Consider the following 23,217-nt stretch of genomic DNA (forward strand, 5'->3'; position numbering starts at 1 on the left):
ACGGGCTCAGGCCAGCAGCCCCGAGGACTTCCACAGCCGCCGTCCCACACCCCGCAGCACGCCGATGTCGTCCAGGAAGTCCGTCAGCCGCTTGGCGCCGGTCTGCATGACCTCCCGCCGGTGCGCGCTCGCCTTCACCTGGGCCACGGCCTCGCGCTTGTCCAGGCCGACGTTCGTGTACACCTCGGGGTTGACGAAGGCCACGGAGAACACGCGGGCGAACTCGCCGGAGGTCACCCGGGTGAACTCCTGGGACCACCTCGGCGCCGTCACCATCTGCCGGCGCAGCTCCTCACGGGCGTAGCGCACGTGCCGGGCCTCCTCCACCACGTGGATCCGCGTCACGCCCCGGATCAGCGGCTGCACCCGCTCGTCCGGGAACGTCAGCCGCTGCATCCAGTCCAGGACCTCCTCGCCCAGCAGCGTGGCGGTGAAGGAGCCGGGGGTGGTGGAGACGGTCTTGAACAGCCGGCCGAGGTTCTGGTGCACCCGGCTGACCGGGTACCAGGGGGTGCCGCCGCGCTGGATCACCCGGGCGAACATCTTCGAGTGCCGGCACTCGTCCTCGATCTCGGTCAGCGCGTAGCGCACGTGCGCGCTCGTGGCCGCCTTGTCGTAGATGTGCCGTACCAGCAGCTGCATCAGGATCAGCTCGAACCAGATGCCGAGCGAGGCGAGCGCCGCGGCCTCGTGCTGGGAGAGCAGGATGCGCTGCTCCTCGCTCATCCGCCGCCACATCGGTGTGTCGTACAGGGACACCAGCTCGGGCGGCCAGAACCACTTGCCCTCCTCGAAGGGCGCGTCCCAGTCCAGTTCCTTGTCCGGGTCGAAGGAGTGCCTGGCGGAAGAGGCGAGCAGCCGCTCGGCCACCTGCTCGCGGTCCTTGAGCAGGCCGAGCGCGTCGCGCAGTCCGGCGAGCGCGTCGGCTTCCGTCACGGTCGTCATGGCTGTCCACCTCGTCGTACGGGGGTGCGGCTGGGGTGCTGGTTACCCGCGGGTCAGTTCTTCCGACTCTTATGAGACTGCCTGTCAGCAAGCCCGTCAATCCCTTGCACAGGACTTGTTGACTCCGCGTCTACGTGTGAGCCTGCGAAGTATGCCGACCTACGACCTGTACGCCATGGATCCCGGCGACCCCCACTGGCAGGTCCCCGCGTCCGGAGCGGCCCGGTTCAGCTGGGAGTACGACGAGGGACGCGACCGACTGCTCGCCCTGTACCAGAAGGGCAAGGACAAGCAGTGGGACGGGCAGAAGCGGATCGACTGGGACCTGGACGTCGACCCGTACGACCCGCTGGGCACCCCGGAGGAGGCGATGACCCTCTACGGGACCCGCTACTGGGACGCGATGACCGAGCGGGACAAGGGCGAGCTGCGACAGCACTTCGCGTCCTGGCAGTTCAGCCAGTTCCTGCACGGCGAGCAGGGCGCCATGATCTGCGCCGCGCGGATCGTGGAGTCCGTCCCCGACCTGGACGCGAAGTTCTACTCGGCCACCCAGACCATGGACGAGGCCCGGCACGCGGAGATCTACGGCCGCTTCCTGCACGAGAAGATCGGCATGGTCTACCCGGTCAACGACAACCTCCAGGCGCTGCTCGGCGACACCCTGCGCGACAGCCGCTGGGACATGCCCTATCTCGGCATGCAGGTGCTGATCGAGGGACTGGCGCTGGCCGCCTTCGGCATGATCCGCGACACCACCGACAAGCCGCTGCCCAAGCAGATCCTCGCCTACGTCATGCAGGACGAGGCCCGGCACGTGGCCTTCGGCCGGATGGCGCTGCGCGACTACTACCGGCAGCTCACCGACGCCGAACTGCGCGAGCGCGAGGAGTTCGTCATCGAGGGCTGCTACCTCATGCGGGACCGGCTGCGGGGCGTGGAGGTCCTGGAGAACTTCGGCATCCCCAGGGCGGAGGCCGAGGAGCTCAGCGAGCGCTCCGAGTTCCTGCGGCTGTTCCGCCAGTTGCTCTTCAGCCGCATCGTGCCCTGCGTCAAGGACATCGGCCTGTGGGGCAAACGCCTGCAGCAGGCCTACGTCGACATGGGCGTCTTCGAGATGGGCGACTCCAACCTCGACCTGCTGATGGCCCAGGACGAGGAGATCGCCGAGAAGCTGGACGCGGAGCGCTTCGCGGCCGAGGAGCGCGACCGCGTCGCGGAGGTGACGGCGGCGATCGAGGAGGGCCGCCAGGTCACCGGCTGACCGCCCGCCGCCGCGCGTCACCGGCACCGTGCGGGGCGGCGGCCCGGGCGCGGGCGTCCGCCCCGTCCTGGGCGTCCCGGGCGCCCGGGCGGCCCCGTCCGCGCACGTCACCTCACCCGACCGAGCAGCCGAGCCCTTCGGGCACCGGTCGGGTCAGCGGCCCGTGGGCTCCCGGCCCGTACGACGTGCGCAGGGTGAAGGCGTACGGCGTCGGGCCGTTGGCCCGCAGGTGCAGCAGGCGGGCCTCGGCCTCGGCGACCGTCGGCCGGTGGCCCGCCGGCACCCACCACAGGGCCGTCACCGCCTCCTCGAGCCGCTCGAAGAACTCACGCCGGCGGGAGAGCATCTCCCGGTGCCGGCCCTGGTACATGAAGGCGGTCAGGGCGTCGGTGTCCCGCCACACCGACATGTTGACGATCAGCCACGCGTCCCCGAAGACCGGCACGTCGGTGGCGTTCCCTCCCTCGCCGGCCAGCCGCCACACGAAGCCGTCCGCGGCGTCCGCGTCCGCGTTCACCGGATCCAGCGCGTCGACGAAGTCCTTCAACCGCGGTGAGTCCAAAGGGGCTTTGAGGCGGGCGATGTTGACCTGGGCGAGTTCGTACCGCTCGGCAGACGTCATGCCCGGACGGTAGGCCGAACCCGCCGCGCGGCGGTACCCCCCGTCTCACCAGACGGGCATCACCGGGCGGGCATCACCGGGCGGGCATCACCCAGACGGGTATCACCGGGCGGGCATCACCGGGCCGGTGCGGCGCGCAGCACCGCCTCCATCACCGCCCGCGCGATCGGCGCCGCCGTACCCCCGCCGCTGATGTCCCCGCGCCGCGCCGAGGCGTCCTCCACCACCACCGCGACCGCGACCCGCGGGTCCATGTCGTCCTCGCCCTGCGCCCAGGAGACGAACCAGGCGTACGGCGTCCCGGAGTTGCCCACCCCGTGCTGCGCCGTGCCGGTCTTGCCGCCCACCGTCGCCCCCGGGATCGCCGCGTTGCGGCCGGTGCCGTCCTCGACCACGTCGCACATCAGCTCCCGCAGCCGCTCCGCCGTCGCCGGGCGCATCACCTGGCGCAGCGGCCGGGAACCCGCGGTCGACACGGTCCCGCCGCCGCGGCGCGTGGTCCGCTCCACCAGGTACGGCGCGCGCACCTGCCCGCCGCCGGAGACCGCCGCTGCCACCATCGCCATCTGCAGCGCGGTCGCCCGGGTGTTGTACTGGCCGATGGACGACAGCGCCAGCTGCGCCCGGTCCACCCGGGTGTCGAAGGTGCTCGGCGCGACCGAGAACGGAATTCGAAGCTCCGTGTCGTTGAAGCCGAAGCTCTCGGCCGCCGCCCGCATCCGGTCCACGCCCACGTCCACGGCCAGTTTCGCGAACACCGTGTTGCACGACCACTCGAAGGCGTACCGCAGGGAGGCGTTCGCACAGCCCTCGGCCTCGTTCACCAGGCTCGTCCGGGTGCCGGGCAGCCGGTAGGGGTCCGGGGAGCGGGTCGGCGCGTCGAGGTCGGTCACCACCCCCGCGTCCAGCGCCGCCGCCGCCGTGACCACCTTGAACGTCGAGCCCGGCGGATAGGTCTGCCGCACCGCCCGGTTCAGCATCGGCTTCTCCGGGTCGTCGTTCAGCCGCTGCCAGGCCGCCGTCACCGCCGGACCGTTCCCGGACAGCTCCGCCGGGTCGTACGACGGAGTGGACACCAGCGCCAGGATCCGTCCGGTCGCCGGCTCGACCGCCGCCACCGCGCCCTTGCGCGCGCCGAGCCCCCGGAACGCGGCCAGCTGGGCGCCCGGCTCCAGGGTGGTGACCACGTTGCCGCCCGGGCTCCGCGCCCGCGTGAAGTCGTTCCACAGCCGCAGGCCCGCCAGTATCGGGTCGGTGCCCGCCAGCAGGTCGTCCTCCGCGTGCTCCAGGAACGTCGTCCCGTACCGCTGCGAGGCGAACCCGGTGACCGGCGCGTACAACGGCCCGTCGGTGTACGTCCGCTCGTAGCGCAGCTGCTCGCCGGTGTCCCTGGAACCGGTGACCGGCCGGCCGGCCACCAGGATGTCGCCGCGCGGCTGGCCGTAACGGGCGATGGTGGGACGCCGGTTGGCCGGATTGTCGCCGTAGGCCGGCGCCTGGAGGACCTGGAGCCAGGCCGTGTTCACCAGCAGCGCCCCCAGCAGCAGCACACAGAAGGCGGCGGCGTGCCGGATGTACCTGCTCATGGGGCCACCCTCCCGTCGTACTGGCGGCGCGCCACATGGCTCACCCGGATCAGCAGCGCGACGATCGCCCAGTTGGTCACCACCGAGGAGCCGCCCTGCGCCAGGAACGGCATCGCCATGCCGGTCAGCGGGATCAGTCCCGTCACCCCGCCCGCGATCACGAACACCTGGAGCGCCACGATCGAGGCCAGCCCGACCGCGAGCAGCCGCCCGAACGGGTCGTGCAGGGCGAGGCCGGCCCGGTAGCCGCGCTCCACGAGCAGGGCGTACAGCAGGAACACCGCCGACAGCCCGGCCAGCCCCAGCTCCTCCCCGGCGGTGGCCAGGATGAAGTCCGACTTGACGGCGAAGCCCACCAGGATCGAGTGGCCGAGGCCGAGGCCGGTGCCGAGCAGCCCGCCCGCCGCGAAGGAGAACAGCGACTGCGCCACCTGCCCCGGCCCCTGGCCCGCCTCGATGGACGCGAACGGGTGCAGCCACTCGTGGACCCGGCTGTGCACATGCGGCTCCAGCCAGCCCACGGCGACCGCCCCGGCCGCCGCGAGCAGCAGCCCGACCGCGATCCAGCCGGTGCGGCCGGTGGCGACGTAGAGCAGCACCACGAACAGGCCGAAGAACAGCAGCGAGGTCCCCAGGTCCCGCTCCAGCACCAGGACGCCCACGCTCAGCAGCCAGATCGCCACCACCGGCCCGAGCACCCGCCCGGTGGGCAGCTGGAGCCGCCACACCCTGCGGCCGGTGAACGCCAGCGCGCCCCGGTTGGCGGCCAGGTACGCGGCGAAGAACACCGCCAGCAGCACCTTGGCGAACTCGCCCGGCTGGAAGGACAGGTCGCCGAGCCGGATCCAGATGCGGGCGCCGTTCACGGCGGGGAAGAGGATGGGCAGCGTCAGCAGGACGAGCGCGACGACGACGCAGAGATAGGCGTAGCGCTGGAGCCAGCGGTGGTCGCGCAGCACCAGGACGACCAGGATGAACAGGCCCACGCCCAGCGTCGACCACACCAGCTGTACGGGCGCTGCCCGCTCGCCCGGCGTCTCCAGGTCCAGCCGGTAGATCAGCACCAGGCCGAGCCCGTTGAGCAGCACCCCGATCGGCAGCAGCAGCGGATCGGCGTACGGCGCCCGCAGCCGCACCGCCCCGTGGGCGAGCAGCGCGAGCACGCCGAGCCCGGCGCCGTAACCGGCGGCGCCGGGCGGGACGGTGCCGTACCGCGCCAGGCCGACGGCGCAGTAGCCGTACACGGACAGCAGGACGGCGAGGACGATGAGGGCGAGCTCGACGCCGCGGCGCCGGGGGAGGCGGACGGGGGACACGGGCGGGTCCGCCGCTGACACGGTGGTGCCGGCCTTGGTCATGTCCGGAACTTACACAAAACGGGCGTGCTGTCGGCTGTGGGTGTCAGCACCAGCGTGGCGGCGCCCCGAGGTTCGCGATGAAGCGCGCCGAGCCGAAGGACCAGACGCCGTCCGCGAGCAGGTACCACACACGGTTGCCGAGCACGTTCTGGCCCAGTGTCCTGCAGTAGATCCAGACGACCTCGCCCGGGCGGGCGATGCGGACCACCCGGCTGCCCTGGGTGGGACGGCTGCGCAGCGCCAGTCCGCCGCGGGCCGTGACGACGCCCCGGTAGAAGCGCGGGGCGTCCTGCCCGGCGGTGCCGGCAGCGGTGCCGGTGGCGGTGCTCTGCGTGCTGGGCTTGTCGCCGGTCTTGCCCGCGTTCCCGGCGGCGGTCGGGGAGGGCGAGGCGGCGGGGGCGGCCGCGGGCGCCGACGCGGTGTTCGGGGCGGGACCGGGAGCGGGTTCCGGGCCGCCCCGGTGGTCGGCGGCGAGGGCGGGCACCACGGCGGCGGCGGTCACCAGGGCGCCGGCGGCGAGCGTCGTGGCCAGCCGGGTGATGGGGGAGTGCAGGGGCATGGGTAGGTACCTCCACCTGAGGTGGCGAAGCCCGCCGACGGCTGCTCGACAGCGGACGGATCCGGGCGAATCTGACTCACTGCCACATTAGGAGCGCTTCCGGCGGGGCGCCCGTCACGCTCCGCCATCGGGGGCGCGTGGACACCCAAGTCGTCAGGGAGGCTCGGGGCGTCGTCAGTTGAGGTGGCGTCATCCGCGGTGCGTGTACGGTGTGCGGCCGGCCGGCCGGTGGGCGCGGTGTCCGCCGGTCCTCGGTCCGCCGGGTCGGTCCGCCGGGTCCGTCCGCCGCCCCCCCCGCGGTCCGGCCGGTGCGTCCGCCGGGGTACCGCCCCGTACCGTCGCCGTTCGTCACCGGGGCCGGACGCCTTGTGACGCCGCCGGTGCCTCCGGCCGCCACGGTGCCGCACCCGGAGGGACGGGCCCCCGGAGGGACGTGCGCCCGGAGGGACGGGCCTCTGGAGGGATGTGCCCCTGGAGGGACGGGCTCCCGCAAGGACGACCGCCGCCGTGAGGGGAGCGGCGACCACCGCCGCGGTGCTCCCCACGGGCGAAACGATTACTCGGCCAGTTCCTCCAGCAGCCGCACCGTCGGCAGCCCCGCCCGCAGGTACGCGACGAACAGTTCGTTGTGCAGCGCCCAGGACGAGCGGCGGGCGCGGATCAGCCGGATCGCCTCGTCGGCGGAGCACCCCCGGCCCACCAGCGCGTGGGCGACGACCAGGCCGGACCGGTTGTACCCGGAGTAGCAGCGGACGAGGACCCGGCGGCCCGCGTCCAGCGCGTCGCAGGCGGCCTGCGCCAGCCGCATCACCCCGGCCAGCTGCGTCCCGTCCAGCGGGCCGTCCGGGATCGGCCACACCTGGTGCTCCACGCCGGGGTCGGGGCCGTATCCGGGGAGCCTGAGCAGGCTCTGCACGAGATCGAACTCGTCGTGCACGACGGCGAGCTCCACCTGGCCGGAGCGGCTCCTGAACTCGTGCCCGCCCATCCACAGGCCGGGCACGATCTCGCTCCAGGGGCTGTCCGGAGCCGGTACGTCGGGCTGCTTCCCGCGGGTCCGCAATGACGCCTCCCCCAACTCCCCTGCCAACCGCTTCTCAAAGGTAGCCGGGTTCTTGCCTCGGGAGCACCCCGCCTGTTCCCATGGTCATGGGGGTGATGGTGCATGAGCGGACACCGCGGACTGCGCGTCATACCGACCTGGCGCCACGGACAGGACCGGCTGTACGTCTGCCGTCCGGACGGCGGGAACGTCGCCTGGTACGACCGTGAGGCCGCCCGGGTCAACATCCTGAGCGAGGACGAGCGGGAGGCCGTGCTCGAGGCGCTGGGGCCCTTCCTCACCGGCCCGGTCGCGGTGGGCCCGCCACCGGTTCCCACCCCGGCCGAACTCGCCCGCCTCAGCCTGCACCCGGACGACGACCTGGCGCCCAACCGGCCCGGCGAGGCCCTGCTGGTCGCCCTCGACCGGGACCCGGCCCCCGCCCACCGCCTCCGCCCGGACCCGCGCCGCCGCGCCCTCGCCGCCGAGCAGACGGTGGGCGACGCCCTGGACCGCCTGGACGGCGCGGGCTGGCACACCCTGCACTCGGTCCCGCTGCCCGGCGGCGACCGCATCCACCACCTCGCGATCGGCCCCGGCGGCCTGCTCGCCGTCCACTCGCTGCACGCCCGCAGGCAGCGGGTCCGGATCTCCGACCCCATGGTCGCCCTCGGCCGCCACGACCCGGAGCCCCTGCTGCGGCACCTGCGCGCCACCGCCGACCGCGCCTCCTACGCCCTCACCGCCGAGGTGCGCCCGGTCCTGGTCCTCGAGGGCCCCGCCGACGTCCACGTCACGGCCCCGCCCCGGGGCGTGCGCGTCCTTCAGGACACGGACGTGGAGAACCTCACCCGCCTGGGCGGCGTACTGAAGCCGGCGGACGTGGAAGCCCTGCACGCCATGGCCCGGGACCGGGGCACGTGGCTGCGGGTGTGAGACCGGCCTGAGACCCGGAGCCACCATCTGAGCGCCGCACGGGGCGCCGGCCCCGAGTGCCGGGCCCCGAGTGCCGGCCCCCGACTGCCGGGCTCCGTACGCCCGCGCCCCGCGCCCCGCTCACGGCAGCGAGCCCGCGCGCCCCGGGTCCAGCAGCGGAGCCAGAAGATCGCCGAAGTCCCGGACCCGGGGCGGTACGTCCTGCGCCCGGAACTCCATCGCGGCCACCGCCCGGCACCGGGCCACCTCCTCCCAGGTGACCGGCGTGGAGACCGTCGGCTCGGCCCGCGCCCGCAGGGTGTACGGCGCCGCCGTGGTCTTGCGCGCCGCGTTCTGGCTCCAGTCGACGAACACCTTCCCCGGCCGCAGACTGCGCGTCATCCGGTGCAGCACCAGCCGCGGCATCGCCTGCTCCGCCTCCATGGCCAGCGCCTTCGCGTACTCGGACGTCCGCTCGCTGGACGCCCCCCGCACCGCCGCCAGCAGGTGCAGCCCCTTGGACCCCGACGTCTTCGCGTACGCCTCGATCCCGTCCGCCGCGAGCCGCTCCCGCAGCCACAGCGCCACACGGCAGCAGTCCACCACGGTCGCCGGCGGCCCCGGGTCCAGGTCGAACACCAGCCGGTCGGCCTCCCCGGGCGCCTCGATCACCCACTGCGGGGTGTGGAACTCGGTGACGAGGTTGGCCGCCCACATCAGGCTCGGCAGATCCTGCACCAGCACCATCCGGGCCGGCCCGTCCGACCGCGGCACCCGCGCCGTCGTCACCCACTCGGGCGTACCGGCCGGAACGTTCTTGACGAAGAACACCTGGCCGTCGGGCCCGTCGGGGTACCGCAGGAAGGACAGCGGCCGGTCCCGCAGATGGGGGAGCAGTACGCCGGCGACGGTCGCGTAGTAGTGCAGCATCTCGGCCTTGGTGAACCCGGTCGCGGGATGGAGCACCTTCTCCAGGTTGGTCAGCGCGAGCCGTCGCCCCTCCACCTCTGTGATCGGCGCCATACGATAAGAAAACCACGCACACACCGGAAAACAGGTGAGACCTGGAAAAAGCGTGGCATACGGCCCACAAGGACCCGGAAGGTGCTGCACGTGCGATCCATCTGGAACGGCGCCATCTCGTTCGGCCTGGTCAGCATCCCGATCAAGCTGATGAACGCCACCGAGAGCCACACCGTCTCCTTCCGCCAGATCCACACGCAGGACGGCGGCCGCATCCGCTACCGCAAGGTGTGCGAGCTGGAGGGCCGGGAGGTCCCGCAGTCCGAGATCGGCAAGGGCTACGAGGACGCGGACGGCTCCGTCATCCCGATCACCGACGAGGACCTGGCCCGCCTGCCGCTTCCCACCGCGAAGACCATCGACATCGAGGCCTTCGTCCCGGCCGACCTGATCGACCCGCTGCAGATGGAGAACGCGTACTACCTGGCCGTGAGCGGCGCGCCCGCCGCCAAGCCGTACACGCTGCTGCGCGAGGCGCTCAAGCGCAGCGAGAGGGTGGCGATCGCGAAGTTCGCGCTGCGCGGCCGTGAGCGGCTGGGCATGCTCCGCGTGGTGGACGACGTGATCGTCCTGCACGGCCTGCTCTGGCCGGACGAGATCCGGGCCCCCGAGGGCGTGGCCCCGGACGCCGACGTCACGGTCCGGGACAAGGAGCTGGATCTGGCCGACGCCTTGATGGACACGCTCGGCGAGGTCGACCTGGAGGAGCTGCACGACGAGTACCGCGAGGCGCTGGAGGAGGTCGTCGCCGCCAAGGCCGCCGGCCAGGCGCCGCCCGAGGCGCCCGAGCCCGCGCGGGAGGGCAAGGTCCTGGACCTGATGGCGGCCCTGGAGAACAGCGTCCGGGCGGCCCGGCGGTCCAGGGGCGGGGAGACGGCGGCCGGGCGGGCGGCCGGGGAGCCGTCGGAATCGGAGACGGAGACGGAGGCCGAGGTCAGGCAGCTCCGGCAGCGCAAGTCCACCGCCGGGAGCGCGGCCGGGAAGGCCGCGCGGGCGGAGAAGAAGCCCGCCGCGAAGAAGGCGGCGGGCACGAAGAAGACGGCGGCCGGCCGGTCCGCCCGCACCGCGAAGAAGGAGGCGTCGGGGGCGGGGTCGGGAAAGGCCTCGGGACGGGCGTCGGGGTCGGCCTCGGGGTCGGCGAAGGCGGCCGCGGCCAAGGGCTCGTCGAAGAAGACCCCCGCGAAGAAGACGGCCGCCCGCAAGCGCACGGCCTGACCACCCGCCGGAGCACCCAGCCCCGCCGGAGCACCCAGCCCCGCCGGAGCACCCGGCCCCGCCGGAGCACCTGGCCGCGCCGGAGCACCTGGCCGCGCCGGAGCACCTGGCCGCGCCGGAGCACCTGGCCGCGCCGGAGCACCCGGCCTGAGCATCCAGGACCCCCCGAGCATCCAGGCCCCCCGAGGCCGGGAGGCCTACCGGGTGCGGCGCAGGGCCAGCACCGCGTTGTGGCCGCCGAAGCCGAACGAGTTGCTCAGGACCAGGTCGCCGTCGCCCGGCAGGGCGCGGGGCTCACCGCGCACCAGGTCGAGCCCGATCTCCTCGTCGGGCTCCGCGCAGCCCACGATCGGCGGCACGACGCCGTGGTGCAGGGTCAGCACGGCGGCCACGGCCTCGACGCCGCCCGCGGCACCCTGCAGATGCCCGAGGTGTCCCTTGAGCGCGGTGACGGGGACTCCGGGCACGCCCAGCACGGCGCGCAGGGCCCCCGCCTCGGCGAGGTCGCCCTCCACGGTGGCCGTGGCGTGCGCGTTGACGTGCACGACGTCGACGACGTGCCCGCCGGCGTCCCGCACCGCCCGGCGCAGCGCGAGCGCGACTCCGCTGCCCGAGGGGTCGGGTGCGGCCATGTGGTGGGCGTCGGCGGACAGCCCCCACCCGGCGGCCTCGCAGTAGATCCGGGCGCCCCGGGCCCGGGCGTGCTCCTCGGACTCCAGCACGAGCAGCCCGGCCCCCTCGCCGTTGACGAACCCGGCGCGGTCCTTGGCGAAGGGCCGTGAGGGCGAGGTGCCGTCCTCCAGGCCGTGACCGGACAGCGCGCGCATGGCCGAGAACGACGCCATGATCGCCGGCGTGACGACGGCCTCGGCGCCGCCGGCCAGGGCGACGTCCACACGGCCGTACCGTATGCGGTCGACGGCCTCGCCGATCGCCTCGGTGCCGGAGGCGCAGGCGCTGGTCACGGTGCGTGCCTCACCGGTGATGCGCAGGTCCAGCGACACCTGCGAGGCGGCCTGCGAGGGCACCGTCATGGGCGTGGTGAGCGGCGACACACCCCGGGGGCCCTTCTCACGCAGCTTGCGGTCCCCGCCGACGAGGATCGACGCGTCGCCGAGGATGGCCCCGAGGCTGACCCCGACCCGCTCCGGGTCGAGCCCGCTCTCGCGGGTCCCGCCCTCGGCGAAGCCGGCGTCGGCCCAGGCCTGCCGGGCCGCGAGCACGGCGAACTGGGCGGCCCGGTTCATCCGCCGGGCGGCGGCCCGGGGCAGCAGCGCGGCCGGGTCCACGGGCACCACGCCCGCGGTCCGCACGGGCAGCTCCGCGAACTCCTCGCCCTCCAACTCCCTTATGCCGTGCCGTCCGTCGAGCAGGCCCTTCCACAGCTCGTCCACCGAGGCGCCGAGCGGGGTGACGGCGCCGAGGCCGGTCACGACCACGCGCCGCGGCCCGGCCGTAGAGGGCTCGCGCGTCGGGCGCGTCTCGTGCCGTACGACGTACCCCTCGCGGTCGGCGTCGGCGGCCCATCCCCGCACGTCGTCGTCGGTGACCGTCTCGCCGCGGCCCGCGTCGAGGTCCCGGTGCCAGACGCCCCACCTGCGCCGGTACGTCACCTCGGCGCCCTCCGGGTCAGTGGCCCGCAGCCGGGTCACCAGGTCCCCGTCGTGGAACTCCACGGCGTCCAGCCGGGGGGAGGACACGGCCGGTACGGCCGCCACGTCCACCCGCCGGCCGGCGACGAACACCTGCTGCCCGCGCCCGAGGATCCGCTCCCGGTCCGTACCGCCGAGCGGCGGCCGCAGCACCACCGAGATCGTCTCGGGCGAGTCCGGAAGCGTGTGCATCACGACACACCACTGCTGCCGCTCGGCCTCCTCCTGCGACAGAGCGACCAGGTCGCCCGGGACCACCTCGGCGGCGGCAACTGCGTGGGGATCGATGGGGACTTCGGGCAACTCGGGCGAATAGGACATATCCGATACAGCTTCCTGAGGTGTGAAGTGTCGTATGCGGGCCTTTCCGAGTGAAAGGGGCGAAGGAGCGAAAAGCCATGGGGGTGCATGTGGCGTGCCAAACAGGACGGATGTGCGAATGCGGGTAACCGCCTTGAGCGGTCGCGGAGTTGGCCGGGTGCCCGCAGGGCGGTGTGCGACACCTCACGTACGCGTGGCGCGGGACGGGGTGTGACTCCGCCTACATTCGGGCGCTTTGACGGGAGCGGATGAGGTGAGGCTGTGTGACGTGGGGCACTTTCAGGCCGGTGACAGTGCGTGGCGAGGGTGGGAGGTGAGTGTGCGTGGCGAGGGTGGGAGGTGAGTGTGCGTGGCGAGGGTGCGAGGTGAGTGCGCGTGGCGGAGGTGAGCGGCGCGTGGGCCGAAGCGCCCCTTTGCGTCGGCCGTTCGGCCCGCTCGCCGTGCCCTCGCGGGGGACCGGTGGCCGTCGTGTGCGGGACCGCACGGCCCGCGCGCCGGGCGCCCGGCCGGGCCATGCTGGCCAGTGACCGGCCCCTGGACGCCGCACGAACCCCGGTTCGGTTCGGCTGCCCGGCCACGTCTTCTCGTGTCCACGGCCGCGGCACGCGCCGCGTCCGCACGGGCCGGTCGCCGCCCGGCCGGCCCACCTGCCACGGCCGGCCGGTGATCCGCCACGCCCCGGCGCCGGATCCGGCGCGGTGCGGGCCGCCCGGACGCGCGAGGCGAGCCGGGGCGTGGCGGATCAGTGGCCGCTCAGGCCAGTGCGGCCCTGAGCACGGTGAGCGCGGTCTTCGGCTCGGCCGCCGCGTGATGGATGCCGGGGATCTCCTTGTCCAGTCCGAGCAGGCCGTGGACGGCGTGCATGGCACCGCGCACGGAGTACTCGACGGTGAACACCACGTCCTCCGGGATCTCCGTGAACTGGCCCAGGAAGGCGAAGTTGGCCGCGCCGCGCGGGACGACCGGAGGCCGGTCGTGGACCGTGCGCGGGGCGAACTGGCTGGTGACGTACGGCATCATCACCGGGACGACGGTCGTGGTGGCCGCGACCTCCTCCTCGATGTCCGTCATCCCGGGGTGGCCGAGCAGCTCGGTGAGGATCTCCCGCCCGGTGGCCCGCGCCATCGGCTTGCCGACGAAGTCGCCCTCGCGGTCGACGAACAGGCCGTAGCCCCACAGCCGCCATGCGCCGTCGCGCCTGTCGCGGACCAGTTCGGGCGCGTGGTCGTCACTGCCGTAGGCGGCGTCGGCGGTCTCGAGCCCAGGGTGAGGAACGCGTAGTCGCCGGGGCCCAGTTCAAGGGTGCCGGGCTGTCCGTCCCGCTCCAGGTGCAGCCGCCGCACCCGGCGGGTGCCGTCCTCGCCGGTGCTGAAGTCCACGTCGGTGACGCGCACCCCGTACTCGAAGCGCACCCCGCGGGCCTCCAGTCAGGCGCGCAGCGGGCGGATGACCGAGTCGTACTGGTTCAGCCGGGTGCGGCGCACCCCCGACAGGGTGTGCAGGCGCGGGAACTCCTGCATGAAGCGCAGGAAGTAGCGCTTGAGGTCGATGGCGCTGTGCCAGTTCTGGAAGGCGAACGTCGTGCGCCACGTCGTCCAGAACTTCGTCCCGAAGAAGTGCGGCGAGAAGAAGTCCTCGATCCGCCGCGCCCCGATCACCGACTCGGGCGGCACCAGCAGCCGCGTCAGCTCCAGCCGGTCCTGGACGTCGAGCCCGTAGTCCGAGGCGTCGAGCACCGTGCCGCCCGTGCCGATCAGCCGCGCTTTCGCCTCGGTGGGCCACTTGGCGTTGAACGCGACGATCTCCTCGCGCACCGACACGCCGGCGTCGGTCAGCGTCGGGATCGTCTCCGGGCCTCCTGGGCCTCCTGGGCCTCCTGGGCGTCCTGGGCGTCCTGGGCGTCCTGGGCCCATTGGTCCTCCTGGTCCTGTTGGACCTCCTCCCTCGATCTTCATTCCCGGGGAGCTTTCGCCTCCCCCGAGGAGGGTGAGGCCGCGAAGGCGCCGGACCGGTGTGATGGACACGGCGGCGGAACGCGTGCCGCTGCCGGGGCGTCCCGCCGGCGGCCCCGGGCCGGACGAGGCCAGGAGGCACCGAGTGACCCACTGGCGCGCTCTGATCGTGCTCGGGGCGGCCCAGTTCCTGATGGTTCTGGACACCTCCGTGATGAACGTCTCCATCAGCCAACTGGTCGAGGACTTCGACACCGAGGTGACCGCCATCCAGGCCGTCATCACCCTGTACGCCCTGGTCATGGCGGCGTTCATGATCGTCGGAGGGAGACTGGGGGACATCCTCGGACGGCGGCGCATCTTCTTCCTGGGACTGGCCGTCTACGCCACCGGATCGGCCCTGACCGCCCTGGCCCCCACCCTGTCGGTCCTCACCCTGGGCTGGTCGGTCGTCGAAGGACTCGGCGCCGCGCTGGTGCTGCCCGCCATGGCCGCCCTGGTCGCCGAGAACTACCGCGGGCCGGACCGGGCCGTCGCCTACGGCGTCATCGGGGGACTGGCCGGCGCGGGCATCGCGGTCGGCCCGCTGCTCGGCGGCTGGGTGACGACGTACCTCACCTGGCGGCTGGTCTTCGCCGGCGAGGTGGTCGTCGTGGCGGCCGTCCTGTGCTGCCACCGCTGGATCACGGAAGCCCCCCGGACCGGTCCGCGGCCCCGGCTGGACGCCGTGGGCGCCGTCCTCTCCGCGACCGGGCTGGCGCTGGGGGTGCTCGGCGTACTGCAGAGCGGCACCTGGGGGTGGGTGCAGCCGCGCAACCCGCCCTTCACCGTCCTGGGCTTCGCCCCGACCCTGTTCGTCATCGGTGCCGGAGTGGCCGTACTGGCCCTGTTCACGCACTGGGAACGGCGACGGGACGCCCGGGGCGCCGAACCCCTGGTGCATCTGGCGCTGCTGCGCCGGCCCGTGCTGCGCGCCGGTCTGCTGTCCCTGCTGAGCCAGAACGTCATCCTCCTCGGGCTGTTCTTCACGATCCCGCTGTACCTGCAGGTGGTGCAGGGCTTCGACGCCTTCCGGACGGGGCTGCGGCTGCTCCCGGTGTCGGCGGCGATGCTGGTCGCCTCCGCGGTCGGCTCCCGCGCCGGGCGGGTCGCCGGACCGCGCAGGGTGGTCCGGCTGGCCCTGGTGATCCTGGCGGGATCCATCCTGTGGCTCCTGGCCACCATCGACCCGGTCATCGACGACGCGCAGTTCGCCGCGGCCATGGCCCTGCTCGGCGTGGGCATGGGCCTGCTCGCCTCCCAGCTCGGCAACGTCGTCCAGTCCGGTGTGGGGGAGGAGGAACGCAGCGAGGCCGGCGGACTGCAGTTCACCGCCCAGAACCTGGGCTCCGCCCTGGGCACCGCCCTCATCGGGTCCCTGCTCATCGGCGCCCTCGCCCACGCGTTCACCACCCAGGTGGAGTCGGACCCGCGGCTGTCGCAGGAGGCACGCCGGCAGACCGGCGTGGCGCTCGAGGCCGGGGTCAGCTTCGTCCCCACCGACCAGGTCCGCTCGGCGGCCGAACACGCCGGGCTGCCGCCCGCCGAGGTCGACGCGATCGCGGACTCCTACGCGTCGGCGCAGCTGAACGGCCTGAAGTCGGCCATCCTCGCCACCGGCGGGATCACCCTCGCCAGTCTCCTGGTCACCGCCCCGCTGCCGGCCGGGCGCGCCAAGGACGACCGGACCCGGGGCGCCGGCGCCCCGGCCGACGAGCCGGACCCGGCCACCTGAGCCTGACGCGCCCGGCCGCCCGAGCCTGACGGCGCCCGGCCGTCGTGTCCGCGCCTGGTCGCCGTCTCCGTGCCCGGCCGCCGTCTCCCCACCCGGTCGCCGTGTCCGCGCCTGGTGGGCGCGGGCGGACGCGGCTCACGCGCTCACGCGCTCTCCGCCCGGACCCTCCCCGAGCGCACGGCGGCCCCCAACGCCTCGAAGTCGCGCTCGTTCTGGTCGGCGTACGCCTGCGCGAACCCGGCGAGAGCACGGTCGAAGCGATCGCTCCGCCCCAGGTAGGAAGCGATGGCCACCGGGTCACCGGAGCGGGCGTGGGCGCGCGCCAGACTGGCCCCGCACACCTGCGCGAACAGACGCATCAGCGCGGGGCTCATCGTGTCCGGCCGCGCGATGCCCTTCCAGTCCCGCAACTGCCGTACGTAGAAGTCCCGGCCGTGCCCGTCGAAGCCCACCACGTGCGTCCAGCCCAGGAAGATGTCCCCGGCGGTCTGCATCAGCCGCTGCCCCGCCACCACCCGGCGGCCCTGGTTGTCGTAGCGCTCACCGCCCGTGTGCGCGGCCAGCACGGACTCCTGCGCCTCCTTGGCCTGGAGCAGCAGGGGATCGTCGTCGTCCCGGCCGAGCAGGAGCAGGATCCAGCAGCGGGTACCGACACTCCCGACCCCCACCACCTTGCGGGCCACGTCCACGAGCCGGTAGTGGCGCAGCAGGTGCCGCCGCTCGGAGGGCAGGGTCCGTGCGTAGCTCTCCAGGATGGTCCGCAGCTCCCGCTCCTGGTCCGGCGCGTCCTGACCCTGCGCGTCCTGGGGCTGCCCGTCCCGCTGCTGCCCGCCGCCGGACGACGATGCGGACGACAACGTTGCGGACGACGATGCGGACGACAACGTTGCGGACGACGATGCGGGCCACGCGGCCGGTACGAGGTCCCGCAGCGGAGTGATCAGCGGCGGATCCGGAGTGATCCGCCGCCCTGCGGCGGTGACCCGGGTGAGCTTCTCGAACGCCTGCATATAGGTGCGGGTACGGGCCCGCGCCGCGGCCTCGGCGGAACGCCGCCGGGCCTCCTTGTCCATCGACGAGGCCAGCAGTTCCCGCAGACGGTCGGCGTCGTCCAGGGCGTACCAAACGTCCAGGGTGCGCATACCGGCGAACTCGTGCATCCGCTGCCGGTAGGCCCGTACGCACGTCTGCACCGCGCTGTTCTGCTCCCCGACCGGGAACCCGTTGGCCCGGCCCGCGACGGCGAAGCTGGTCGCCAGCCGCTTGACGTCCCATTCGAACGGCCCCGCCAGCGTCTCGTCGAAGTCGTTGATGTCGAACACGAGATGGCGCTCCGGGGAGGCGAGCAGCCGGAAGTTCAGGAGATGGGCGTCCCCGCAGAGCTGCACCGTGAGCCCGGTGCTCGGCGCGGGCCCGAGATCGGCGGCCATGACCGCCGCCGCACCGCGCAGGAAACGGAACGGCGACTCGAGCATCCGCCCGTAGCGGATCGGCACCAGCTCCGGCACCCGCGTGGCCGACTGGCGCTCCAGCACCTCCACGGGATCCGGCCGCTGCGGCCCCGCCTCGAACCAGCCGTGACAGGACCGCGAGGCACGCTTGCGCGCGTCCTTGCCGTACGCCGCCCTCTCGGCCGGCGTCAGCGAGGCCGTGAACGCACTCGGTATGGCCATGACTCACCCTCCGGTCCGGCCGTCCTCCACGTCCTCCTCCAGCTCACCCTCCCGCTCACCGGGCCGCCGTCCGAACCGGCGACGACACCTGCCGGCGGGTGCCACCGCGACCGTCCGAACCGGCGGCGAACCGGCGGCGACCCGGCGGGCGCCGCCGCCACGGCCTGGTCTGGCTGCGACACCCGGCGGGTCCACCGCCGCCGTCACCGCCCCGACCTGGCGGTGACACCCGGCCGGCACCACCGCGGCCACCCAGGTCGGCACCACCGCGGCCACCCGGCCGGCCGGTGGTCGGCCGTCGGTGCTGCCGTCAGCCACCACTCCACCGCCCGGGGACCGCGGAGGGATCACCCGCCGGGGGTGATCCCTCCGGCCGGCACCACGCGGGACGCTTCCCCCGGCGGCGTACCGCCCCGCCGACGGCCCATGCCGCCGACAGCCCACCACCCCGAGGAGGGCACCGATGAGACCACGCGGCCCCACCGCGAGCCGACCAGCCCGAGGCTCCCCGGCAGCGGCAGCGGCAGCGGCAGCGGCAGCGGCAGCGCGAGGCCGCGCCGGTTGGGCGCGCCTGGCCCTGCTCGCCCTGCTGGCGAGCGTCCTCGTACCGCTCGTCGTGGCCGGCCTGCGCAGCGTGCTGTGGGTCCTCATCGGCATCGCCGGACTGGCCCTGGCCGCCGTCGGCGTGTGGTGGACCCTGGCGCACACCGGAGTGACCCGCGTGCTCGGACTGGCCCTGTCGGTGCTGGCGCCGGTCGCGGTCCTGGCCCTGTACGCCGCGTCCGGCATGCTGGGGCCGGCCCTGCTCTCCCTGGCGCTGTGGACGCTGGCCGTCCTCGCGGCCCGCACCGCGTCGGCCCCGGCCCCCGCCCCCTCCTCACCCCAGCGCGAACCGCCCCCCGCCGAGCGCCCACGGCACCCCTGGATCCTCATGAACCCGCGCTCGGGCGGCGGCAAGGTGGACCGTCACCACCTGGTGGACAAGGCCGCTGCGGTGGGCGCCGATGTCGTCCTTCTGGGCCCCGGCCACCAGGACGTGGCCGCGCTCGCCCGCCGGGCGGTGTCCGAGGGGGCCGACCTGCTGGGCGTGGCCGGCGGCGACGGCACGCAGGCCCTGGTGGCGGAGGTCGCGGCACGGCACGGCCTGCCGTTCATGGTCGTCCCCGCCGGCACCCGTAACCACTTCGCCCTCGACCTCGGCCTCGACCGCGAGAACCCGGCGGCCGCCCTGGACGCCCTGACCGACGGGGTGGAGATCCGGGTGGACCTCGGCTTCGCGGCCGACCGGGTCTTCGTCAACAACGCCTCCTTCGGCACGTACGCGGCCGTCGTCGGCGACCCGGCCTACCGCGACGACAAAGTACGCACGGCCCTGCAGACCCTGCCGGGCATGCTCACCGGCACGGACGCCCCCAGGCTGCGGGCACGCTCCGAGGACGTGAGCGCGGACGGCCTGCAGGCCCTGCTGATCAGCAACAACCCCTACCGACGGGCCGTCGACTCCCCCCACCCCGGACGCCGCGAACGACTGGACTCAGGAATGCTCGGCGTACTCGGCGTCCACATCCAGAACACCGCCCAGGCCGCCCACCTCATCCGCGGCCCCCACTCCCCGAACCTCACACGCTTCACGACCCGAAAGGTCGTAGTGGAAGCGGACGCAGAAGTACATACGCCCCAGAACACACCCCCGTACACGGCCCAGAACGCGGCCCAGAACCCGGACAAGAAGTCAGACCCGCCCCCGTCCCTGCCGCCCCCGCCACCCCCGGCGATCCCGCCACCCCCGACGATCCCGCCACCCCCGGCGATCCCGGCCGGCATCGACGGAGAACACGTACTGCTCCCCACACCGGTGGTCTGCCGCATCGCCCCCGGTGCCCTGCGCGTGGTCGTCCCCCGCCACCGCCCGGGCTCCCCGCCCGCCCGGCCCGCGGCCGACTGGCCCCGCGTCGTGCGCCTCGCCCTCCGCCCGCACACCACGCGGGAGGGTCTTCCCTTTCGCCGTTCGGAGGCGTAGGTACCGGTTACCCCGCGAGGGCGCCTTCCGAGGCGTCGGCCCGCCAGTTCCGGACGGCGGGCCGCGCGGGGGCCAACTTCCCCCGTAAGCCCACCTGCCCACCTCACGGACAGCACCCGCCCGCCCACCGACGCACTGTCAGTGCCCGCGCCTAGAGTGCGCACCGCAGCGCAGGACTCACATCGGGAGGCAACAGGTGGGCGGCAACGCGTGGAGGCACACGGGCCCGTACCAGAGGGATCTGGCGGCGGCGTTCCGGCAGGAGCAGGACCGGGAGCTGGCGCGGGACAACCACGGGTTCGACGGCCGGTCGATAGAGGAACTGTGGCGGGACCGGGAGTGGCACGAGTACATCTTCACGGGCGGCACCGCCTCGGTCGTGGACTTCCCTCGCATGATCGAGCCCACGGACACCACCGAAGGCCCCTTCATGCGGCCACTGACCGAGCAGGAGGTCCGGGCGTGGTGCCCCAGCGGCCGTCCCACCTACGAGGAGTGGTCCGCCGCCCTGTCCTCCGACAAGCTGGACTTCCCCGCCCGCGGCCGAGGCAACCGCACGGTGCTCCACCACGGCGGCCGGCCCACGCAGATCGGCTACTGGGGAGTCACCGCGGACTAGCAGCGGACCGGCATTCGACCACGGAGCGAACCCGGCCCGAGTCGGCACGGAGCGAACCGGAGCCGAGCCGGCCCGACGCCCGAAGGCACCGGCCGGTCCCCGCCGCGTGATCCCTCACCCGACGGGGACTGCCACTGGCGCCGGCCCTGGCCCCGGCACTGGCAGGGTCAGGCAAGCCGCCGCCCCATCTTCGCCGACTGCCGGTTGTGCCCCTTCGTGTCCCACCACTCCTCGAGGTGCGCACGCACGAGGTGCACCAGCATCCGCACACGATCGGGCGGCGGCGCGGGCGAGGTGAGCACGTCCACCCAGGACTTGTCGTCCCAGGGCAGAGCGACCACCCAGCGCTCGTCCGGGTGGCCCGGGCGCCCCACGGTGAGCGAGTACGTGAACGTCATGCCGCGGTCCGGACGATGCTCGACCGACATCTCGGTGACGTCGAAACGGGTCCCGTCAGCAGCGACGTACGAGCGGCTCAGGGCCTGCTCGGCCGGTGTCCGCTGCTGCTCCTCCACGAGCAATCACCCACGCTCTCACCTCGGCCCACGTCTCACCCCGCCGACTAGCAGGCGGCAACACCCGCGACGATCGCCCGATCGACGTTGTAGGCCGTCAGAAGGTCGTTGTTCCCGGCCGGAGTACCCAGGATGGTGCGGAACTTCTCCACCCGCGGGCACTGGTTGAGGTAGGTGGAGTAACCACCACGGCCATTGGGGTCACCGGTCCCGATGGCCGCCTTGATCTTGCGGTCCATCGTGGCGTTCCACCCGTGCCGCAGCTTGATGTGCTTCCACCCCCACGTCTTGGTGCCGCAGCGCAGCGTGTAGAAGGTGGGCGGTCCCACGGGCACCTGACGGTAGTACTTCTTCAGCACGTAGTTACGGCTGTGGCTACGGCACTTGGCATCAAAACTGGCCGCCGCCGAAACACTCTCCGCGGAGGCGGAGGCGGAGGCGGAGGCGGAGGCGGAGGCGGAGGCGGGAGCCGCGGACATGGGCGCCGCGGATGCGGGAGCCGCGGACGCGGACCCGGCCACCGGAACCACCAGAGCCGCCGAAACGGCAGCACCGGACAGCACCGCCTTGACAGACGTGTTGAACAGCATGTGTTCCCCTCTTCATCCCCGTGGTCAGCGGGGACTTGGTCGGAAACGCCACCATTGGTGACGCCCCGTCATCCTTCCATCGCCCCCCACCCACAGGTCAATCCAAATTCACCCCACCCGACCCCCCTCTTCACACCCTCACCGCATCAGGCCGGCCGAGGCTCCAGGGCTCCTGCCCTCCCGTCGTGACGTGCGTCCGTCCGACCGGGCCGGCCGTACGCACGAACTGACAGGAACTGAAACGCATCGCGGCCGGTCGCCCTGACGACGGGAATCGGCCGCACTGACGACGGGAATCGGCCGCACTGACGACGGGAAAAGGGCCGATCCCGCCGCCCTCACCGGGCACGGCCGACGACCGGCGGCGGGACACCCGCTGCCGCCCTGGCCGTGGCTGATAGGCTCGCCTGTCGATCATGGGCATGATCGTTCGACGTACGGAGACGGAACAAGGGGGGCCCGTGCGGGCGATTCCGACGACCATGGCACTGGCGTGTTTACTGTGCGGGACCGCACTCACCGGCTGCGCGGCCGATGACAGCGCTGCGACGAAGTCCGCGGCCGACCTGCTCGACGACGCCAACCGCACCATGCGTGGGCTGCGTTCCGTGACCGTGGAGACGACCAACACCAGTGCCCGTGGCACGGTGAAGTCCCGGCTCAGCACCGATCTCAAGGAGCGATGCAGGGCGAAGGTCACCTGGACCGGGAACGGCAGCCTCGAACAGATCCGGATCGGCAAGACGGACTACGTCCGCCCGGACGACACATACCTCGAGCACTGGAGCGGCAGGAAGATCGAGGGTCTTCGGCCGAAGCGGTGGGTGAAGCAGCCCGCCGACCGGGCGCAGCCGGGTGACGGACTGACGACCTGTACCTGGCAGTTCGACTCGTTCGGCGAGGCGGAGAAGGGCGAGTCCCTCCACATCGGTGGTCGCGAGGCCATCGGGCTGCGCGTCAAGGACAAAGCCGATAAACAAGGAACGTACACCTTCTACGTGGCCACCGAGGGCAAGCCGTACCTGCTGAGGGTCGCCTACAGGTCTGACGCGAACGTCACCACCACGTCGTTCAGCGCCTTCGACGAGCCGGTCGACATCCAGCCCCCCGCGGCGTCGACAGTGCTGGACGCAGCACGCTGAGGACAGACGGCTCGGTCGGCCGTACTGCCTGGCGCGCCTGCAACGGATGCGCAAGCGGCGCGAATCGGAACGCCGCTGGCCGGGCCTGACCGACGCCGAGCCGCTGACGCCGGCGGTGATGCAGGCCCTGCCCGGCTTCGTCACGGGTTGGGTGGAGCAGCGGGGGCAGGGGGTGTTTGCCCTGACCCGAAGGGCGCTGAGCCGAAGGGCGCCGCACCAGGCGGCGTTGGTGCGAACGAGGCCGGGACGGCTGACGGCGAAGCCTCGACCGAGCGTCCCTTGCGAGCCCCCACCACGACGGAAACGCCCGCGATCTCTAGAGCGATCCCGGCCATGCCGAGGAGGATCGGAGTGTGCAGGCCGTCCTCGGTGCCGCAGATCTGCACCGGTTCCTGTCCTATTTTCGTGGCCCGGCACTCCCACCCTGTGG

The 23,217-nt window shown here is 73.1% G+C and carries 19 protein-coding genes and 1 pseudogene; 7 read left to right on the forward strand and 13 right to left on the reverse strand.

Annotated features, from left to right (window positions below; genetic code table 11):
- Positions 1–6: 6 nt before the first annotated feature.
- A complete protein-coding gene (locus ACI2LW_RS19715) occupies positions 7–945 on the reverse strand; it encodes a diiron oxygenase (protein WP_404732489.1) in 939 nt (312 codons plus the stop codon).
- Positions 946–1,096: 151 nt separating this feature from the next.
- Here ACI2LW_RS19715 and ACI2LW_RS19720 point away from each other — a divergent pair, with 151 nt between their 5' ends.
- Entirely contained in the window at positions 1,097–2,209 is a 1,113-nt protein-coding gene (locus ACI2LW_RS19720; protein ID WP_404732490.1) for a ferritin-like domain-containing protein, read from the forward strand.
- Between the two features lie 112 nt (positions 2,210–2,321).
- Here the strand turns inward: ACI2LW_RS19720 and ACI2LW_RS19725 are convergent, their stop codons facing one another.
- From ACI2LW_RS19725 to ACI2LW_RS19745, 5 genes are all read right to left on the reverse strand, one after another.
- Positions 2,322–2,831, reverse strand: a complete 510-nt coding sequence (locus ACI2LW_RS19725; protein WP_404732491.1) for a DUF3291 domain-containing protein — start codon at positions 2,829–2,831, stop codon at positions 2,322–2,324.
- Between the two features lie 116 nt (positions 2,832–2,947).
- Positions 2,948–4,417, reverse strand: a complete 1,470-nt coding sequence (locus tag ACI2LW_RS19730; RefSeq protein ID WP_404732492.1) for a penicillin-binding transpeptidase domain-containing protein — start codon at positions 4,415–4,417, stop codon at positions 2,948–2,950.
- On the reverse strand, positions 4,414–5,775 hold the full coding sequence (locus tag ACI2LW_RS19735) for an FtsW/RodA/SpoVE family cell cycle protein (RefSeq protein ID WP_404732493.1): 1,362 nt from the start codon (positions 5,773–5,775) through the stop codon (positions 4,414–4,416). Before ACI2LW_RS19735 ends, ACI2LW_RS19730 begins: the two co-directional genes overlap by 4 nt.
- A gap of 43 nt (positions 5,776–5,818) precedes the next feature.
- Complete coding sequence (locus ACI2LW_RS19740) at positions 5,819–6,334, reverse strand: SH3 domain-containing protein (RefSeq protein WP_404732494.1); 516 nt, start codon at positions 6,332–6,334, stop codon at positions 5,819–5,821.
- Positions 6,335–6,890: 556 nt separating this feature from the next.
- A complete protein-coding gene (locus ACI2LW_RS19745) occupies positions 6,891–7,397 on the reverse strand; it encodes a dual specificity protein phosphatase family protein (protein WP_404732495.1) in 507 nt (168 codons plus the stop codon).
- Between the two features lie 102 nt (positions 7,398–7,499).
- On the opposite strand from ACI2LW_RS19745, the gene ACI2LW_RS19750 reads away from it, so the two are divergent.
- Positions 7,500–8,312, forward strand: a complete 813-nt coding sequence (locus ACI2LW_RS19750; protein WP_404732496.1) for a nuclease-related domain-containing protein — start codon at positions 7,500–7,502, stop codon at positions 8,310–8,312.
- 120 nt (positions 8,313–8,432) lie between these two features.
- On the opposite strand, the gene ligD is transcribed toward ACI2LW_RS19750, so the two are convergent.
- Positions 8,433–9,314: a non-homologous end-joining DNA ligase gene (ligD, locus tag ACI2LW_RS19755; RefSeq protein WP_404732497.1), complete on the reverse strand. Its 882-nt coding sequence runs from the start codon at positions 9,312–9,314 to the stop codon at positions 8,433–8,435.
- 90 nt (positions 9,315–9,404) lie between these two features.
- On the opposite strand from ligD, the gene ACI2LW_RS19760 reads away from it, so the two are divergent.
- Positions 9,405–10,529 carry a Ku protein gene (locus ACI2LW_RS19760; protein ID WP_404732498.1) on the forward strand — a complete coding sequence of 375 codons (1,125 nt, stop codon included), beginning with the start codon at positions 9,405–9,407 and terminating at the stop codon, positions 10,527–10,529.
- Between the two features lie 197 nt (positions 10,530–10,726).
- Here ACI2LW_RS19760 and ACI2LW_RS19765 read toward each other — a convergent pair whose 3' ends face one another.
- From ACI2LW_RS19765 to ACI2LW_RS19775, 3 genes and pseudogenes are all read right to left on the reverse strand, one after another.
- Positions 10,727–12,502: a beta-ketoacyl-[acyl-carrier-protein] synthase family protein gene (locus ACI2LW_RS19765; RefSeq protein WP_404732499.1), complete on the reverse strand. Its 1,776-nt coding sequence runs from the start codon at positions 12,500–12,502 to the stop codon at positions 10,727–10,729.
- A 753-nt stretch (positions 12,503–13,255) separates the two neighbouring features.
- The gene (locus ACI2LW_RS19770; protein ID WP_404732500.1) at positions 13,256–13,627 is read right to left on the reverse strand and encodes an oleate hydratase; all 372 of its coding nucleotides are present in this window, start codon (positions 13,625–13,627) and stop codon (positions 13,256–13,258) included.
- A pseudogene (locus tag ACI2LW_RS19775) lies at positions 13,570–14,682 on the reverse strand (oleate hydratase). The gene ACI2LW_RS19770 and the pseudogene ACI2LW_RS19775 overlap by 58 nt, the downstream one beginning before the upstream one ends.
- Between ACI2LW_RS19775 and ACI2LW_RS19780 the strand changes: the two are divergent.
- Positions 14,600–16,228, forward strand: a complete 1,629-nt coding sequence (locus ACI2LW_RS19780; RefSeq protein WP_404732501.1) for an MFS transporter — start codon at positions 14,600–14,602, stop codon at positions 16,226–16,228. The pseudogene ACI2LW_RS19775 and the gene ACI2LW_RS19780 sit on opposite strands and share 83 nt — an antisense overlap.
- A 143-nt stretch (positions 16,229–16,371) precedes the next feature.
- Here ACI2LW_RS19780 and ACI2LW_RS19785 read toward each other — a convergent pair whose 3' ends face one another.
- Positions 16,372–17,901, reverse strand: coding sequence for a DUF2252 domain-containing protein (locus ACI2LW_RS19785; RefSeq protein WP_404732502.1), 1,530 nt, complete (start codon positions 17,899–17,901; stop codon positions 16,372–16,374).
- Positions 17,902–18,364: 463 nt separating this feature from the next.
- Here ACI2LW_RS19785 and ACI2LW_RS19790 point away from each other — a divergent pair, with 463 nt between their 5' ends.
- Positions 18,365–19,921 carry a diacylglycerol/lipid kinase family protein gene (locus ACI2LW_RS19790; protein ID WP_404732503.1) on the forward strand — a complete coding sequence of 519 codons (1,557 nt, stop codon included), beginning with the start codon at positions 18,365–18,367 and terminating at the stop codon, positions 19,919–19,921.
- A gap of 196 nt (positions 19,922–20,117) precedes the next feature.
- Positions 20,118–20,540 (forward strand): hypothetical protein, encoded by a 423-nt coding sequence (locus ACI2LW_RS19795; protein ID WP_404732504.1) that lies wholly within the window; start codon positions 20,118–20,120, stop codon positions 20,538–20,540.
- A gap of 167 nt (positions 20,541–20,707) precedes the next feature.
- Here ACI2LW_RS19795 and ACI2LW_RS19800 read toward each other — a convergent pair whose 3' ends face one another.
- A complete protein-coding gene (locus ACI2LW_RS19800; protein ID WP_404732505.1) occupies positions 20,708–21,061 on the reverse strand; it encodes a hypothetical protein in 354 nt (117 codons plus the stop codon).
- A 41-nt stretch (positions 21,062–21,102) separates the two neighbouring features.
- Entirely contained in the window at positions 21,103–21,645 is a 543-nt protein-coding gene (locus tag ACI2LW_RS19805; RefSeq protein ID WP_404732506.1) for a hypothetical protein, read from the reverse strand.
- A 461-nt stretch (positions 21,646–22,106) separates the two neighbouring features.
- Between ACI2LW_RS19805 and ACI2LW_RS19810 the strand changes: the two genes are divergently transcribed.
- On the forward strand, positions 22,107–22,787 hold the full coding sequence (locus ACI2LW_RS19810; RefSeq protein ID WP_404732507.1) for a hypothetical protein: 681 nt from the start codon (positions 22,107–22,109) through the stop codon (positions 22,785–22,787).
- Positions 22,788–23,217: the final 430 nt, after the last annotated feature.

This window comes from Streptomyces sp. NPDC004065 (genome assembly GCF_044903565.1).
In the GTDB taxonomy this organism is placed as follows: domain Bacteria; phylum Actinomycetota; class Actinomycetes; order Streptomycetales; family Streptomycetaceae; genus Streptomyces.

Excerpts from the sequence above, each read along its gene's own strand:
- ACI2LW_RS19765 (WP_404732499.1), bottom strand. The coding sequence starts at position 12,502 with ATGTCCTATTCGCCCGAGTTGCCCGAAGTCCCCATCGATCCCCACGCA.
- ACI2LW_RS19725 (WP_404732491.1), bottom strand. The coding sequence starts at position 2,831 with ATGACGTCTGCCGAGCGGTACGAACTCGCCCAGGTCAACATCGCCCGC.
- ACI2LW_RS19730 (WP_404732492.1), bottom strand. The coding sequence starts at position 4,417 with ATGAGCAGGTACATCCGGCACGCCGCCGCCTTCTGTGTGCTGCTGCTG.
- ACI2LW_RS19750 (WP_404732496.1), top strand. The coding sequence starts at position 7,500 with ATGAGCGGACACCGCGGACTGCGCGTCATACCGACCTGGCGCCACGGA.
- ligD (WP_404732497.1), bottom strand. The coding sequence starts at position 9,314 with ATGGCGCCGATCACAGAGGTGGAGGGGCGACGGCTCGCGCTGACCAAC.
- ACI2LW_RS19785 (WP_404732502.1), bottom strand. The coding sequence starts at position 17,901 with ATGGCCATACCGAGTGCGTTCACGGCCTCGCTGACGCCGGCCGAGAGG.
- ACI2LW_RS19805 (WP_404732506.1), bottom strand. The coding sequence starts at position 21,645 with ATGCTGTTCAACACGTCTGTCAAGGCGGTGCTGTCCGGTGCTGCCGTT.
- ACI2LW_RS19790 (WP_404732503.1), top strand. The coding sequence starts at position 18,365 with ATGAGACCACGCGGCCCCACCGCGAGCCGACCAGCCCGAGGCTCCCCG.
- ACI2LW_RS19770 (WP_404732500.1), bottom strand. The coding sequence starts at position 13,627 with ATGGCGCGGGCCACCGGGCGGGAGATCCTCACCGAGCTGCTCGGCCAC.
- ACI2LW_RS19720 (WP_404732490.1), top strand. The coding sequence starts at position 1,097 with ATGCCGACCTACGACCTGTACGCCATGGATCCCGGCGACCCCCACTGG.
- ACI2LW_RS19740 (WP_404732494.1), bottom strand. The coding sequence starts at position 6,334 with ATGCCCCTGCACTCCCCCATCACCCGGCTGGCCACGACGCTCGCCGCC.
- ACI2LW_RS19715 (WP_404732489.1), bottom strand. The coding sequence starts at position 945 with ATGACGACCGTGACGGAAGCCGACGCGCTCGCCGGACTGCGCGACGCG.
- ACI2LW_RS19735 (WP_404732493.1), bottom strand. The coding sequence starts at position 5,775 with ATGACCAAGGCCGGCACCACCGTGTCAGCGGCGGACCCGCCCGTGTCC.